The 13,746-nt window shown below is 72.5% G+C and carries 14 protein-coding genes; 9 read left to right on the top strand and 5 right to left on the bottom strand.

Annotated elements, in window-relative coordinates:
- Nucleotides 1-372: 372 nt before the first annotated feature.
- A complete protein-coding gene (locus tag AB0I68_RS34025; RefSeq protein ID WP_363181247.1) occupies nt 373-1,137 on the top strand; it encodes a dienelactone hydrolase family protein in 765 nt (254 codons plus the stop codon).
- Nucleotides 1,138-1,174: 37 nt separating this feature from the next.
- On the opposite strand, the gene AB0I68_RS34030 is transcribed toward AB0I68_RS34025, so the two are convergent.
- Nucleotides 1,175-2,119 (bottom strand): M56 family metallopeptidase, encoded by a 945-nt coding sequence (locus AB0I68_RS34030; protein ID WP_363181249.1) that lies wholly within the window; start codon nt 2,117-2,119, stop codon nt 1,175-1,177.
- An 81-nt stretch (nt 2,120-2,200) separates the two neighbouring features.
- Nucleotides 2,201-2,728 carry a DUF5134 domain-containing protein gene (locus tag AB0I68_RS34035; protein ID WP_363181250.1) on the bottom strand — a complete coding sequence of 176 codons (528 nt, stop codon included), beginning with the start codon at nt 2,726-2,728 and terminating at the stop codon, nt 2,201-2,203.
- Between the two features lie 146 nt (nt 2,729-2,874).
- On the opposite strand from AB0I68_RS34035, the gene AB0I68_RS34040 reads away from it, so the two are divergent.
- Nucleotides 2,875-3,414: a GNAT family N-acetyltransferase gene (locus AB0I68_RS34040; RefSeq protein ID WP_363181252.1), complete on the top strand. Its 540-nt coding sequence runs from the start codon at nt 2,875-2,877 to the stop codon at nt 3,412-3,414.
- Between the two features lie 37 nt (nt 3,415-3,451).
- On the opposite strand, the gene AB0I68_RS34045 is transcribed toward AB0I68_RS34040, so the two are convergent.
- Nucleotides 3,452-4,144, bottom strand: a complete 693-nt coding sequence (locus AB0I68_RS34045; protein WP_363181253.1) for a glycerophosphodiester phosphodiesterase family protein — start codon at nt 4,142-4,144, stop codon at nt 3,452-3,454.
- 189 nt (nt 4,145-4,333) lie between these two features.
- A complete protein-coding gene (locus tag AB0I68_RS34050; RefSeq protein ID WP_363181255.1) occupies nt 4,334-4,987 on the bottom strand; it encodes a PadR family transcriptional regulator in 654 nt (217 codons plus the stop codon).
- A 49-nt stretch (nt 4,988-5,036) separates the two neighbouring features.
- On the opposite strand from AB0I68_RS34050, the gene AB0I68_RS34055 reads away from it, so the two are divergent.
- From AB0I68_RS34055 to AB0I68_RS34075, 5 genes are all read left to right on the top strand, one after another.
- A complete protein-coding gene (locus AB0I68_RS34055; protein WP_363181256.1) occupies nt 5,037-6,158 on the top strand; it encodes an LLM class flavin-dependent oxidoreductase in 1,122 nt (373 codons plus the stop codon).
- A gap of 358 nt (nt 6,159-6,516) precedes the next feature.
- On the top strand, nt 6,517-7,923 hold the full coding sequence (locus tag AB0I68_RS34060) for a DUF6421 family protein (RefSeq protein ID WP_363181257.1): 1,407 nt from the start codon (nt 6,517-6,519) through the stop codon (nt 7,921-7,923).
- 26 nt (nt 7,924-7,949) lie between these two features.
- Nucleotides 7,950-8,714 (top strand): SDR family NAD(P)-dependent oxidoreductase, encoded by a 765-nt coding sequence (locus tag AB0I68_RS34065; protein WP_363181258.1) that lies wholly within the window; start codon nt 7,950-7,952, stop codon nt 8,712-8,714.
- Nucleotides 8,711-9,772, top strand: coding sequence for a low specificity L-threonine aldolase (locus AB0I68_RS34070; protein WP_363181259.1), 1,062 nt, complete (start codon nt 8,711-8,713; stop codon nt 9,770-9,772). The genes AB0I68_RS34065 and AB0I68_RS34070 overlap by 4 nt, the downstream gene beginning before the upstream one ends.
- An 88-nt stretch (nt 9,773-9,860) precedes the next feature.
- Nucleotides 9,861-10,460 (top strand): transglutaminase family protein, encoded by a 600-nt coding sequence (locus AB0I68_RS34075; protein WP_363181260.1) that lies wholly within the window; start codon nt 9,861-9,863, stop codon nt 10,458-10,460.
- Here the strand turns inward: AB0I68_RS34075 and AB0I68_RS34080 are convergent.
- The gene (locus AB0I68_RS34080; protein ID WP_363181261.1) at nt 10,396-11,718 is read right to left on the bottom strand and encodes an MFS transporter; all 1,323 of its coding nucleotides are present in this window, start codon (nt 11,716-11,718) and stop codon (nt 10,396-10,398) included. The two genes, AB0I68_RS34075 and AB0I68_RS34080, sit on opposite strands and share 65 nt — an antisense overlap.
- Before the next feature lie 82 nt (nt 11,719-11,800).
- On the opposite strand from AB0I68_RS34080, the gene AB0I68_RS34085 reads away from it, so the two are divergent.
- Both AB0I68_RS34085 and AB0I68_RS34090 read left to right on the top strand, forming a co-directional pair.
- Entirely contained in the window at nt 11,801-12,385 is a 585-nt protein-coding gene (locus AB0I68_RS34085) for a CGNR zinc finger domain-containing protein (RefSeq protein ID WP_363181262.1), read from the top strand.
- Between the two features lie 148 nt (nt 12,386-12,533).
- Entirely contained in the window at nt 12,534-13,742 is a 1,209-nt protein-coding gene (locus AB0I68_RS34090) for an alginate lyase family protein (RefSeq protein ID WP_363181263.1), read from the top strand.
- The last annotated feature ends 4 nt before the right edge of the window (nt 13,743-13,746 follow it).

A 13,746-nucleotide genomic window follows, 5' to 3' on the forward strand; every position in this document is an offset into this window, starting at 1 on the left:
TTGACTGGCTCCCGGCCAATATACTCAGCGCACGGGGTCGCCTGCTCTGGGCGACGCGGGGGATCGCCCAGAGCAGGGACGCCCACACCTCACAGGACGACGGGTTTCGGCCCACCCGGCCCCGGCCTCCGAGCGCACCCGCACGAGGTGGGAGCCGCGGTGGGAGACGGCCTGCGCGTGCAGACCCCGCGCGGACACCGGCGAGCAGCGCGCGCCCGGCCGATCCCGGCCGCTGCAACTGATCGATCCGCATGCCGATCCGTTTTCCGGTCCGTTTGCCGGTCCGCCCGTCGAGACGGATGCCCACACTCCGTCAGTGGCGTGACAAGCTCGGCGAGTTGACCGTTTCCACGCTGTACGAGGGGGTCCCCCATGGCATACGAGACCGTTGCACATGAAGTGGAGATCGCGACCGGCGACGCCGCACCGATGACCGCGTACCTGGCCCGCCCGGCGGGGTCCGGCAGCCACCCGGCCGTGCTCGTCGGCTCGGAGCTCTGGGGGGTGACCGAGGACGTCCGCGGCATCGTCCGGCAGGTCGCCGCGCTCGGCTACGTCGCGATCGCCCCGAACCTGTACCACCGCTCCGGCGCCGAGACCGCCGCCGGCCTGACCGAGAGCGCCGCCAACCGGGAACGCGCCTTCGAGCTGCTCGGGCAGCTGACCCGGGACGGCGTCGAGGGAGACCTGCGCGCCGCCATCGCCCACGTCCGCGCCCACGAGCAGGCCGCGGAGCAGACCGCGGTGCTCGGGTTCAGCCTGGGCGGGCACATCGCCTACTTCGCGGCCACCCGGCTCGACCTCGCGGCGGCGGCGATCTTCTACCCCGGCTGGCTGCCCGTCGCGGGCACCGCGCTGAGCCGTCCCGAGCCGCTGCTCGAGGCCACCGGCGCCCTTGCCGAGCGCGACGTGCGGGTGCTCCTGTTCTTCGCGGAACTCGACCACGTCATCGACGCCGGGCAGCGCGCGCAGATCGCCGACGCGCTCACGGCGGCCGGTGCACGGCACGAGGAGATCGTCTATCCGGGGGCCCGGCACGCCTTCTTCTTCCCCGGGCGCGAACCGTACGACAAGGCCGCCGCCGAGGACTCGTGGGCGCGGGTGCGCGAGCTGTTCGCCACCGAACTCGGCCGGTAGGACGCCGGGCTCCCGCCCGGCACCCGGCCGGGCGGGATCAGGTGATGGCGCTCAGCCCCGGCATCAGGGCCACCACCAGCGGTACCGCCGGGACCAGTGTGGCCAGTGCCGTCAGCAGCAGCCGGCGGGCCGCCGACAGCCGGGGGGCCGCCGACAGCAGCCGCCGCACCCGCTCCGAGACGTGCGGCTGCGGGCTCGGGTAGGGCCCGAAGACCCCCCGGTCCTCGTTGAGCCCGACCAGCGCCAGCGCGATCGTCAGCCTCCCGAACCGCCGCGAGGCCACGTCGTCGGCGGCGAGCTCGACGAGCCGGTGCATCTCCGCCTCGAACGCCGCGAACACCGGCACCTGCGGGAATCCCCCCGCCAGCGCCCGCGAGCAGTGCAGCAGCCAGTCGTGCCGGGCCTCCGCATGCCCCTGCTCGTGCGCCAGTACGGCGTCCAGCTGGCTCCCCTTGAGCCGCCCGAGCGCGGCCGTGGTCACCACCAGCTGCGGCGCCGCACCCGGCAGCCACCACGCGTCGGGCCGCGTCCCCTCCAGTACGACGAGCCGCGCACCGGCCCCGGCCGGGTCCTCCCCGGGCAGCAGCGGCGCCCGTACGAGCAGTTCGGCGCCCTGCGTCCGCCGCCGGGCCCGGGCCCGCAGCACCTCCCGGGTCAGCCGGGCCCCGGTCCACAGCCCGCCGCCCGCCAGCGCCAGCGCGGTGCCCACGGCCCACGGGCCGCCGGTCGGGCCCAGCGCGTACGCGTCGACCACCCCGTGCGGGGCCGCTGCGAAGAGCCGGCCCCGGACCGCCAGCCAGGCGGCGGCCGCGCTCAGCACCATCGACAGCGCGAAGCACAGGAGCACCGCGCCCACCACGCACTGCCACACCCACAAGGCGACGACGGGCTCACGCTCGGGCCATTCGGCCCGGGCCAGCAGACGGGGGGCGAGCACCGCGGTCAGGGCGCCGAGCAACAGGAGTGCGGCGGGGACCATCATGTCCGCCAGCCTATGAGCGTGGGGCTACCTGCGGGTACGGGCTTTCGGGATTGGTGACGCAGGACACGTTTGCCCGCCGGGTCACAGACTCAGCAGCATCGCCAACATCCCCATTCCCATGGCGAGTCGGCAGGCCCGCGTCAGCTCCGCGGGCAACACCTGCGGCCCGTCCGGGACCGGCTGCGCACCCCCGCCCGCCGTCACCAGCCGCGCCCCGCCGAGCAGCACGTACCCCGCGAAATAGAGGAGCAGCGCCCCGGTGACGAGCGGCGGGCCCCCGCCGTGCCCGTGACCGGCGGCCATCGTCAGCGCCATGTACGCCATGGCCAGCGAGCCGACCAGGTGGTGCGCGTGGTGCACCCCGCCCCGCAGCAGCCACAGGGCGTGCAGCGAGGCCCCGCAGAAGACGGCCAGCAGGATCCCCGGCCCCCACGGCCCGATGCCCGACGGTACGGCCATCACCGCCATCCCGAACCCCATCAGTGCCTCGCCCGCCGTCCCGCCGCGCGCCTCCCGGCCCGATCTGCGTACCCGCCGCAGGCAGTACGCACCGCTCACGGCGCACAGCAGCACGAGCAGCCAGGCGGAGAGGGAAGCGGGAAGGGACATCGCGGGACCGTGCACGGCGGAACCTCCCGGTTCGTCGGCGTCACGGGAAGAGATGCCCCGGCCCGGACGCCCGCACGCCGCCCCGGGTTAGGCTCTCCGTGCCGCACCGGGCATGTCATATGCCGCCGAGCAGAACGGAGCCCCCGATGTCGACCGCCCACCCCACCGCCCTGAGCTTCCGCAGCGCCGCGGAGGCGGACGTACCGGAAGTGGTGGCGCTCGTCGAGTCGGCCTACCGAGGGGAGGCCAGCCGTGGCGGCTGGACCACCGAGGCGGACTTCCTGGACGGGCAGCGCACCGACCCCGAAGGGGTCCGCGCGATCATCGACTCAGCCGACAGCGTCCTGCTCGTCGTCGAGCGCGCAGGCGCTCTCGTCGCCTGCTGCCAGCTCGAACACCGGGGCGACCACGTCTACTTCGGGATGTTCGCGGTCCGCCCGGGGCTGCAGGGCGGCGGCCTCGGCAAGGAGATCCTCGCCGAGGCCGAGCGCCGCGCCCGCGAGACGTGGGACGCCAAGGAGATGCGGATGACGGTGGTGAACGTGCGGGAGGAGCTCATCGCCTACTACGTGCGCCGCGGCTACCGGCGCACCGGCGAACTGAGCCCCTTCCCGTACGGCGACGAGCGCTTCGGCGTCCCGCTCCGCGACGACCTGGCCTTCGAGCTGCTGGTCAAGTCGCTGTAGCACGGAGCGGGGGCCGGAACCGCGGCCGGGGCGCCCGTCAGGCGATGAACCGGCCCGTGCTGCGGATCTCCGGGAAGTCGGTCGTCGCGCCGTCCAGTTCGAGCGCCCGCGCCACCCGCAGCTGTTGCAGGGTGTTGACGGTCCAGCCGGTCACCCGCAGCCCGGCCGCGTGCACCGACTCCACCGTGTCCAGGGTGAGCTCGCGGATGTTCAGGGCGACCGTCTGCGCACCCACGGCCAGCGCCCGGTCCTCGATGGTCCTGCGGTGGCCCACGTGCATGTCCGCGTACAGGCAGCTGCGCACCCCCGGCACCAGCCGGGCCGTCTCGGCGAGCACCTCGTCGTGGAAGGAAGCCACCTCCACCCGCGTGCTCAGGTCGCGGCGCAGGACCAGCTCCGCCAGCGCCGCGGCGGCGGCCCCGTCCTGGACCGACACCTGGAGCGGGGTCCGGACCGCGTCCAGGACCTCTTCGAAGACCGGGACGTGCTCGCCCTGGCCGGCGTCCAGCTCGCGCAGTGCGGCCAGGGTCAGATCGACGACGGCCCCGGCGCCGTCGGTGGTCCGGTCCACCTCGGCGTCGTGCAGGACGACGAGCACGCCGTCCTTGCTCAGCTGCACGTCCAGCGCGATGACGTCCATCCCGGAACGTTCCGCGCGGACGAACGACCGCAGGGTGTTCTCAGGTTCGACACCCATGACCCCGCGGTGACCGATGGTGAGGAAAGTCAAGGTTCTCTCGCTTCCGTCGACGGCGGCTCCCGCGCGGTCGCGGTGTCCCTACCGGCCGCGCGCGGTGAGGACGCATGCTAGTGCGCCGGGGATGCGATGAGACCGCCCGTGCAGCGCCCGGAACGAGCCCGTCGGCCGGTTCCCGCCAGGGCTGTGCGCCGCCGCACGCCGTGCGGCGGCCCTGCTGCGTCACCCGGGCGTGGGCGCGTCCCCGCCGCCTTGACGATCCGGGTCCGCGGCTGCGGTCCCCGTCCCGGTTCCGGTCCCGGTCCCGTCCAGCTCCGCGAGATCAGCCAGCAGGGCCTCGCCCAGCTCCAGTTCGGCCAGGTGCTGCCGCTCGCTCCAGCGCAGCGCGAGCGCGGGGAAGGCCCACTCCGGCATGTCGCCCGCATGCTCCATGGCCTCCCGTACGGCGGCCAGTTCGCCCCGGGTGCGTTCCAGATGGCCGCCGACCAGCGCGCGCAGCCGCTCCGGCTCGGCGAGGTGACCGAGCCAGATCCGCAGCAGCAGCCCGTGCTTGAGCACCGGGGGACCGGCGTCCGCGGTGTCCGAGGCCCAGCCGGCGAGGGCCTCGCGGCCGGCGTCGGTGATGGCGTAGCGGCGCTTGGCCCGGGCCTCTTCGGGGCCCGAGCGTGCGGAGGCCGCGTACCCCAGCTCCTCGAGCCGGCGCAACTCGGCGTAGATCTGGCTGATGGCCGGGGACCAGTAGAAGAAGCGCAGGGAGGAGTCCGCCCACTTCTTCAGCTCGTACCCGGTGCGCTCCCCGGGAAAGGACAGCAGCCCGAGCACCGCCCATGCGGTCGGCGGAAGGTCTTGCTTCTTCGACGTATGACTACTAGTCATATTGCGAATTGAAGTGTGGCCGGGTACGGGACGCAACCCTGGAGGCATCGTGAAATTCTCCGTGATCTTCGAAGCTCAGCTCGCCGACCCGACCGTGGAGCGGGAGCACCAGGTCATCCACGACTGCGTGGAGCAGGCCGTGCTCGCCGAGCACATGGGTTTCGACCGGATCTGGGCCGTCGAGCACCACTCCCTGAAGTGGTATTCACACCTGAGCGCCCCGGAGGTCTTCCTGACCTGGGTCGCCGCCCGGACGCACACCATACGCATCGGCCACGGCGTCGTGTGCATGCCCTTCAACTTCAACCACCCGGTCCGGGTCGCCGAGCGGGCCGCCATGCTCGACCTGCTCTCCGGCGGCCGCCTCGACCTCGGCGCCGGGCGCGGCGGCACCGAGCAGGAGACCTCCCTGTGCGGGGTCGACAGGGAGCGCACCACCCGGGAGGTCGAGGAGGCGCTGCGGATCATCGGCAAGGCCTGGCGGGAGGAGGAGCTGGAGTACCACGGAGAGCTGATCGACATCGCCCCGCACCCGATCCTGCCCCGGCCGCGGCAGACCCCGCATCCGCCGCTGTTCCTGGCGTGCAGCCGCGCCGAGACCCTGGTGCAGGCCGCGGAACTGGGCGTCGGGGCGCTGGTGATGGGCTTCGCCGGGCCCGAGTCCATCGCCGGGATGCGGGCCGTGTACGACGGGGCGGTCGCCGGCCGGGACGGCGCCCGCTTCGTCTCCGCCGCGGTCAACGACCACTTCTCGGTGCTCTGTCCGACCATCGTGCTCGACGACCCGGCCGAGGCGCGCCGGATCGGCATCCGGGGCCAGCGGTTCTTCGCCCAGTCCATCGGCCACTGGTACGGCGGCGCCGGCATCCCGGACGAGGCCGTGGTCGCGGGCGCCGACGAGGCGGCGGAGATGCGCAGGGCGGCCGAGCAGGCGGTGGCCCGGCTGCACGAGCAGGACATCCCGGTGCGGCCCACCTCGACGGCCACGTTCCGTGCCGATCACGCGTACGGGAGCGCCGGCGACGCCATCGCGTACGTCCAGCGGCTCAAGGAGGCGGGGGCGGACGAGATCATGTGCCTGATCCAGATGGGCACGGTGCCGCAGGAGGCCTGCCTGGAGACCCTGAGGCAGTGGGGCGAGAAGGTCATCCCGCACTTCCGTACGGCCTGAGCGCGCGCCGCCCGGGCGAACCGGGGCGGGGCATGACGGCGGCGTGACGGACGTCACCCGCCCGCCCCGCGGGTGGCCGGCGGCCCCGCGGGGCCGCCGGGCCGCGGTCCGCTCCGCGGCGGGGCCGCGTACGCAATCCGGCCACGCCCGGCCGGTCTTGTGGATCCGCGCACGGCTCCCCGCTACCGGCGGAGAACTTGACGAAAGGGACGAAACTATCAATCGAACGGTGAGCGGCGGGAAGAATTACGGTGTCGACGGGGGTCGCGCAGGATAATTTCCCGAACACCCTCTTGAGCGGGACAGGCTTGCATGCATACGCTGTCATGACGCGAGGTTCTCCTGTGGAGGAAGTGACATGACGGAAATTCTTGTGCCGGGTTCTGGCGGTGCGGTGATAACCGCCGGTGCGCGGGTGGTCGACCACCCCGCGTGGCCCGAGCTCAAGGCCGCCGTGGAGGAGATCCGCCCCTGGCAGGCCAAGGACGGCTCCATCGACTTCGAGGCCGCGGACGCCCCCGCCCCGGCCGTTGTCGAGGCCGCCGTCGAGCGGGTGGTCGGCGCCGTCGAGGCGCTGTCGCCGCTGCTGCCGCACGCCACCGCGTACCACGGCGCGCTCGTCTCCGACCTGCGCAAGTGGGTCGCGGACGGCTTCAAGGTGCCGGACTTCCTGGACTCCCTGCTGGCCTTCCACCCGGCCGCCGAGCGTGCCGACGGGCTCCAGCACCTGGTCGTCTTCCCCATGTACACGCAGAACGGCAACCTCGACCGCAACTTCGAGGCCGTCGTCCTCAAGATGGTGTGGCCCGAGTGGCTCTCCGAGCTGGAGCGCACCCGGTACGACAACCCGCTGTTCCTCGGCATCACCTTCGAGGACTTCACCCCGGGCTACGACACCCACTCCGCCGTGCTCTTCCCGGAGACCATCGCCGTCCGCGAGGCCCCCGAGCGCTTCACCTGGGGCGGCATCTTCTGCGACCGCGAGGCCGCCCGCTACCGCAAGGTCACCGCGGCCGCCGTCGACACCCTCGGCATCGAGCTGCCCGAGGACATCGCCCGCATGGTCGAGGACCAGGAGCGCTGCGAGAAGGCCTTCGTCCTGTGGGACATGGTCCACGACCGCACCCACAGCCACGGCGACCTGCCGTTCGACCCCTTCATGATCAAGCAGCGCCAGCCGTTCTGGATGTACGGCCTGGAGGAGCTGCGCTGCGACCTCACCGCCTTCAAGGAGGCCGTGAAGCTGGAGTCCGAGGGCAACGAGCACGGCCGCGACGTGCAGTACGCCGTCCTCTTCGACCGGATGTTCCGCTTCCCGGTCTCGGGCGACCGCAACCGCAACTACGACGGCCTCGGCGGCCAGCTGCTCTTCGCGTACCTCCACAAGCACGACGTCGTGCGCTGGACGGACAACAAGCTGAAGATCGACTGGATGCGTGCCCCGCAGGTCACCAACCAGCTGTGCGCCGAGATCGAGGACCTCTACCGGGCCGGCATCGACCGCCCGAAGCTCGTCCACTGGTTCAAGGCGTACGAGCTCGTCTCCACCTATCTCGCCCCGCACCCGGGCTCCAAGTGGGCCAAGGGCCCCGACGCCCTCGACCTGACGCAGCCGCCGCGCAAGCTCGTGGACGACGTGCTTCCCGACGAGTTTCCGCTGAGCATGTTCTATGAGGCGCTCGCCAAGAAGCTCAAGGGAGTGATCGCCTCCACGAAGGGCATCACTGCAGTGAACGCCGATTCGGTCGAGCGGGTCGCCGCGTGAGCGCTCGCCCACAGGAGGCTGCACAGATGAACAGCGCTGGGAACTCCGGGAACGGCAAGCTCCACGGGGCCGTCGTCGCGGTGGCCGGGGCCGGCGGCCCCGCCGGCCGCGCCGCCCTGCTCCGCCTCGCCGAGGCCGGTGCGGTGGTCGTGGCGGCCGACGCCGACCCGACACGCCTCGCGGAGTCCGTGGACGCGGCCCGCTACGCCCACGGCGGCGCCACCGTCACCGGTGACACCGTGGACCTGCTCGACCTGGAGGCCACCAAGGCCTGGGCCGACCGGACCGAGAAGGAATTCGGCCGCGTGGACGGGCTCGTCCACCTCGTGGGCGGCTGGCGCGGCAGCACCACCTTCACCGACACGGACCTCGCGGACTGGGACTTCCTGGAGAAGCTCCTGATCCGCACCGTCCAGCACACGTCGCTCGCCTTCCACGACGCGCTGCTGCGCAGTGACCAGGGCCGCTACGTCCTGGTCAGCCAGTCCGGCGCGCACAAGCCGGTCGCCAACAACGCCGCGTACAACGCCGGCAAGGCAGCCGCCGAGGCCTGGACCCTCGCCCTCGCCGACTCCTTCCGCAAGGCGGGGGGCGAGGAGGGCCCGGGCGCCGCGGCTGCGATCCTGGTGATCAAGGCACTGGTGCACGACGCGATGCGCGCCGAGCGCCCCAATGCGAAGTTCGCGGGCTTCACCGACGTCAAGGAGCTGGCCGAGGCCATCGCCGGCGTGTGGGAGCGGCCCGCCATCGATGTGAACGGACAGCGTCTGTGGCTCACTCCGCAACCGTGAAAACCGATGCCCGCCGCCACCACGATCCGGCGGTGCGCGGTTTCGCGAGTGACAACTACGCGGGGGTCCATCCAGAGATCCTGGAGGCCCTCGCCCTGGCCAACGGCGGCCATCAGGTCGCCTACGGCGAGGACGAGTACACCGAAAACCTGCAGAAGATCATCCGCAGCCACTTCGGCCCGTACGCGGAGGCCTTCCCGGTCTTCAACGGCACCGGCGCGAACGTCACGGCCCTCCAGGCCCTGACGGACCGCTGGGGTGCGGTGATCTGTGCCGAGACGGCGCACATCAACGTCGACGAGGGCGGCGCCCCGGAGCGGATGGCCGGGCTCAAGCTGCTCACCGTCCCGACCCCGGACGGCAAGCTCACCCCCGAGCTCATCGACCGCCAGGCCTGGGGCTGGGAGGACGAGCACCGGGCGATGCCGCAGGTCGTCTCGATCACCCAGAACACTGAGCTGGGCACGGTGTACACGCCGGACGAGATCCGGGCGATCTGCGAGCACGCGCACGGCCACGGCATGAAGGTCCACCTCGACGGGGCCCGGATAGCCAACGCCGCGGCCTCCCTCGACGTGCCGATGCGCACGTTCACCAACACGGTGGGCGTGGACGTGCTGTCGTACGGCGGCACCAAGAACGGCATGATGTTCGGCGAGGCCGTGGTGGTCGTCAACCCCGACGCGGTCCGGCAGCTGAAGCACATCCGCAAGATGTCGATGCAACTCGCGTCCAAGATGCGGTTCGTGTCGGTGCAGCTGGAGGCGCTGCTCGCCAAGGACCTGTGGCTGCGCAACGCCCAGCACGCCAATGCGATGGCGCAGCGGCTGGCGGCGGGCGTGCGCGAGACCGACGGCGTGGAGATCCTCTATCCGGTGCAGGCCAACGCGGTGTTCGCGAAGCTGCCGCACGAGGTGTCGCGGCGGCTGCAGAAGCGTTACCGCTTCTACTTCTGGGACGAGGTCGCCGGCCACGTGCGCTGGATGTGCGGCTTCGACACCCAGGAGGAGGACGTGGACGGCTTCCTCCAGGCGCTGAAGGAGGAGCTGGCCCGCTAGGTGTCGGCCCCCTTCGAAAAGTGAATAGATATACCCTCGACTGTAAATTCATTGATCTGCGGTCGGGGGTATGTCTATGCTCCGGGCCATGCAGCTGATCCCGCAAAGCCCGGACATCCATGCCTATTTGGCGGCGGACGAGGTCATCGACCACGACCACCCGCTCGTACGGGAAACCGCCGACGCCCTCTGGACCGCCACCAGCGACGCATACTCATACGCAAAGGTCGCCTTCGAGTTCATTCGCGACACCATCCCGCACTCCGCCGACTCCGGGGATCCGCGCGTCTCCTGGCGCGCCTCGGACGTACTGGGCACGCGCAACGGCATCTGCTACGCCAAGTCCCATGCCCTGGTCGCCCTGTTGCGTGCCCGGGGCATCCCGGCCGGCCTCTGCTACCAGCGGCTCGCCGACGACGACGGCTCGAACCCCGCCGTCCACGGGCTGATCGCCCTCCGGCTGCCCGGCGCCGCGGACTGGGCCCGCCAGGACGCCCGCGGCAACAAGCCGGGCGTGGACGCCCGGTTCTCCCTGGACGCCGAGCGGCTCGCCTTCCCGGTACGCCCCGAGCTCGGCGAGGTCGACTACCCCGGGCTGTACGCCGTCCCGCACCCGGCCGCGCTCAAGGCCCTCCAGGACTCCGCCGACCGGCAGGAGCTGTGGCGGAACCTCCCGACAGCCCTGTAGCCGTCGCGGCAGCCGGGGCCCCGCCCTGCCGCGCCACCAGCGCGTGCAGCAGGGCCGCGGCCAGGATCAGTGCGGATATCCCGGCCAGCAGCGCTTGAGGCGGCGCGGCCGCGGCGAAGCCCACGAGGGCGGCGCCGACCGACGCGGCGGTCAGCTTGAGCCCCGCGCCGAGGGTGAACACCTGGGTCCGTACTGCGTCGGGGGCGTACTCCGAGCGGATCCGGAGGGTGGCCGTCAGCAGGGGGCCGTCGCACACCCCGGCGGCGGCGAACAGCACCGCCCCGACGGTCACGGACGGGGCGAACACGGCCGCCGCCAGGGCGGCTCCGGTGCCTGCCATCGCCCAGCGCGCCAAGCGCCCCGGCTCCACGGCCGTGATCCGGCCCAGCGTCAGGGAGCCCGCCAGCGCGCCCACCGCGAAGGCCGTCATCAGCACGCCCCCGGCCCCCGGGCTGCCGAGCCGGGAGGCCAGCAGCACCGAGGTGGTGGTGAGCGTGCCGATACCGACGAAGGCCAGCGTCGTGGCCGAGGTGATCGCCCGCAGCTCCCGGATCCGCCACAGGGCCGCGAGCCCGGCGCCCAGACCGGCCGGGGGAGGGCTCGGCAGGGCCGCTGCGGGGTTCGCGCCCGGGTGCGTCCCGCCGTTCGGCCCGCCGTTCGCCCCGGAATCTGGCCCGGCGTCCGCCACCGGGCCCGGCCGCGGGGTTCCGTACGGGAGGGTCGTGGCCAGTGCCGCCGCGAGCGCGCCGGCCAGTGCGAGCGCCGCCATCGCGGGCGCGGCCGAGCCCAGTGAGGCGGCCAGGCCCACCACCGCCGGGGCGGTGACCGCGGCGGCGGTGTAGGTGGACGCGTCCCACGCGTACGCCCGGTCCCGCGCGGCCCCCGCCGGGACCAGGCCGGCGACCAGGCTGGACATCCCGCCCGTCACCATCGGCCCGCAGCTGCCGCCCAGCAGCGCCACCGCGAGCACCAGCGGCGCCGGGGCCCGGCCCAGCAGCACGGACAGCGCCGCCACCGCGCAGGTGAACCCGGCCAGCGCGCCCACGTGGAACAGCCTCGGCCGCCGGGTCCGGGCCGCCGCCGCCCCGGCGAGCGGAGCCGCCAGTACGTGCGGCGCCAGCCAGGCGGTCAGTACGAAGGCCCCGTGCGCGGCGCTCCCGGTGCGCTCGAGGGCGAGCAGGACCACCGCGAGGCTCATGCCCTCCGAGGCGAACCGCGCGGCCAGCGCGGCGGCCACGTACCGCCCGAACCCGTGCATCCCCGGACCCTCCCCGCAGTGTGTAACGTGATAGCGGCACAAGACGTTACGCCATACCGTTGTAGAGCGAAAGGATCCTGGGATGACCGATTCCGCGCAGGGGTTCTCGGTGGGCCGGCGGCTGATCGATCTCGCCGAGGCGGTCCGCGTGGACCCCGGCCTCCCGCGCGCCGAGCTCGCGGCGCTCCTCGCGCGGCACGGGGAGCACCCCGCGGACCTCGCGCAGGAGGTCTTCACCGAGGCCGACGCGGCCGAACTGAGGGCCGCCGCCCGGCGGATGGGCGCCGTCCTCGCCGAGACCGATGAGGACCGCGCCGCCGAGGCCCTCAACGCGCTGTTCGCGCAGTACGGCACCCGGCCCCGCCTGACCCGGCACGACGGCCACCCCTGGCACCTGCACGTGGACCGGGGGGAACAGGCCGGCTGGGGCGAGTGGTTCCTGGCCTCCGGGGCCCTGGCGCTCTCCCACCTGCTCACCGAGTACGGGCGGATCGCGTGGGGCGCCTGCGCCGCCGAGGGCTGTGGGCGGTTCTTCCTCGGCGCCGGGCCCGGCAGCGCCCGCCGCTACTGCTCCACCACCTGCGCCACGCGTGCGCGGGTCGCCGCGCACCGGAGGCGCAAGCGCGCGGAGGTGGTCGGGAGCGCGGAGGCTTCCGGGCAGGCGTAGGCGGCCGGACGGGCGGAGGTGGCCGGCCCGGGCGGGCGAGGTGATAGGAAAGTTTCCTGTCGGATAACGTTGTCAACTTGGCATGCCCATGGGTACTTTCGGCGGCAGGAATTCCCCGTTCCCCCCCACCTCCGACCGGAAGGCGCTCATGCGTTACGGAGTCCCCGCCGGGCTGGCCGCCCTCGCACTCGGCTTAACCGCGGCCCTGACCCTCACCCCCACCGCTCACGCCGGCCCCCCACGGCCCGCCCCGGCTGCTGTCGCCCCCGCGCAGTTCGCCCACCCCGGAGTCCTGAACAGCCGCGCCCAACTGGACTTCGTACGCACCAAGGTGCAGGCCGGAGAGCAGCCGTGGAAGGGAGCGTTCGATGCGATGCTCGCCAGCCCTTACGGCTCCCTGTCACGCACACCCAAACCGCGCGCCGTCGTCGAGTGCGGCTCGTACTCGAACCCGGACATCGGCTGTTCCGACGAGCGCGAGGACGCCATTGCGGCGTACAGCGACGCACTCGCCTGGTACATCACCCGCGACGCCAAGTACGCGAAGAAGTCGATCGAGCTGATGGACGCCTGGTCCGCGAAGATCAAGGACCACACCAACAGCAACGCCCCGCTGCAGAGCGGCTGGGCGGGCTCCACCTGGCCGCGCGCCGCCGAGATCGTCAAGCACACGTACACCGGCGGCTGGCCGGGCCAGGGGCGGTTCGCGACCATGCTGCGCGACGTCTACCTGCCCGAGGTCATCAACGGCAAGCCGAACAGCAACGGCAACTGGGAACTGATCATGATGGACGCCGCCGTCGGCATCTCCGTCCATCTCGACGACCGCGCGAGCTACGACAAGGCCATGGCCATCTACCTCGGCCGGGTCCCCGCGTACTTCTACCTGGCCTCCGACGGCCCGCAGCCCAAGTATCCGCCGCGCTCCTCCATCGACACCCGCAGCGAGCTGGTCGACTACTGGCACGGCCAGAGCACGTTCGTGGACGGCCTCGCGCAGGAGACCTGCCGGGACTTCGGCCACACCGGCATGGCGATCGCCGCGACCATGCACGTCGCCGAGACCTCGCGGATCCAGGGCCGCGACCTCTACCCGGAGTTCAAGGACCGGTTCCGCAACGCACTCGGCTTCCACGCCGCGTACGAGCTCGGCGCGCCGGTGCCCTCCTGGCTGTGCGGCGGGAGCCTGACCAAGGGCATCGGCCCGGCGACCGAGGTCGGCTACAACGCCCTGCACACGCGGCTGGGCATCGCCATGGAGAACACCCGCAAGCTGACCGAGGGGCGGCGCCCCGCGGGCACCGAGAACCACTTCGAGGCATGGGAGACGCTGACCCACGCCGAGAACCCCAACTGACGGG

This window comes from Streptomyces sp. NPDC050448 (genome assembly GCF_040655295.1).
GTDB lineage: Bacteria > Actinomycetota > Actinomycetes > Streptomycetales > Streptomycetaceae > Streptomyces.

Excerpts from the sequence above, each read along its gene's own strand:
- AB0I68_RS34025 (WP_363181247.1), top strand. The coding sequence starts at position 373 with ATGGCATACGAGACCGTTGCACATGAAGTGGAGATCGCGACCGGCGAC.
- AB0I68_RS34030 (WP_363181249.1), bottom strand. The coding sequence starts at position 2,119 with ATGATGGTCCCCGCCGCACTCCTGTTGCTCGGCGCCCTGACCGCGGTG.
- AB0I68_RS34035 (WP_363181250.1), bottom strand. The coding sequence starts at position 2,728 with ATGTCCCTTCCCGCTTCCCTCTCCGCCTGGCTGCTCGTGCTGCTGTGC.
- AB0I68_RS34040 (WP_363181252.1), top strand. The coding sequence starts at position 2,875 with ATGTCGACCGCCCACCCCACCGCCCTGAGCTTCCGCAGCGCCGCGGAG.
- AB0I68_RS34050 (WP_363181255.1), bottom strand. The coding sequence starts at position 4,987 with ATGACTAGTAGTCATACGTCGAAGAAGCAAGACCTTCCGCCGACCGCA.
- AB0I68_RS34060 (WP_363181257.1), top strand. The coding sequence starts at position 6,517 with ATGACGGAAATTCTTGTGCCGGGTTCTGGCGGTGCGGTGATAACCGCC.
- AB0I68_RS34065 (WP_363181258.1), top strand. The coding sequence starts at position 7,950 with ATGAACAGCGCTGGGAACTCCGGGAACGGCAAGCTCCACGGGGCCGTC.
- AB0I68_RS34075 (WP_363181260.1), top strand. The coding sequence starts at position 9,861 with ATGCAGCTGATCCCGCAAAGCCCGGACATCCATGCCTATTTGGCGGCG.
- AB0I68_RS34080 (WP_363181261.1), bottom strand. The coding sequence starts at position 11,718 with ATGCACGGGTTCGGGCGGTACGTGGCCGCCGCGCTGGCCGCGCGGTTC.
- AB0I68_RS34085 (WP_363181262.1), top strand. The coding sequence starts at position 11,801 with ATGACCGATTCCGCGCAGGGGTTCTCGGTGGGCCGGCGGCTGATCGAT.
- AB0I68_RS34090 (WP_363181263.1), top strand. The coding sequence starts at position 12,534 with ATGCGTTACGGAGTCCCCGCCGGGCTGGCCGCCCTCGCACTCGGCTTA.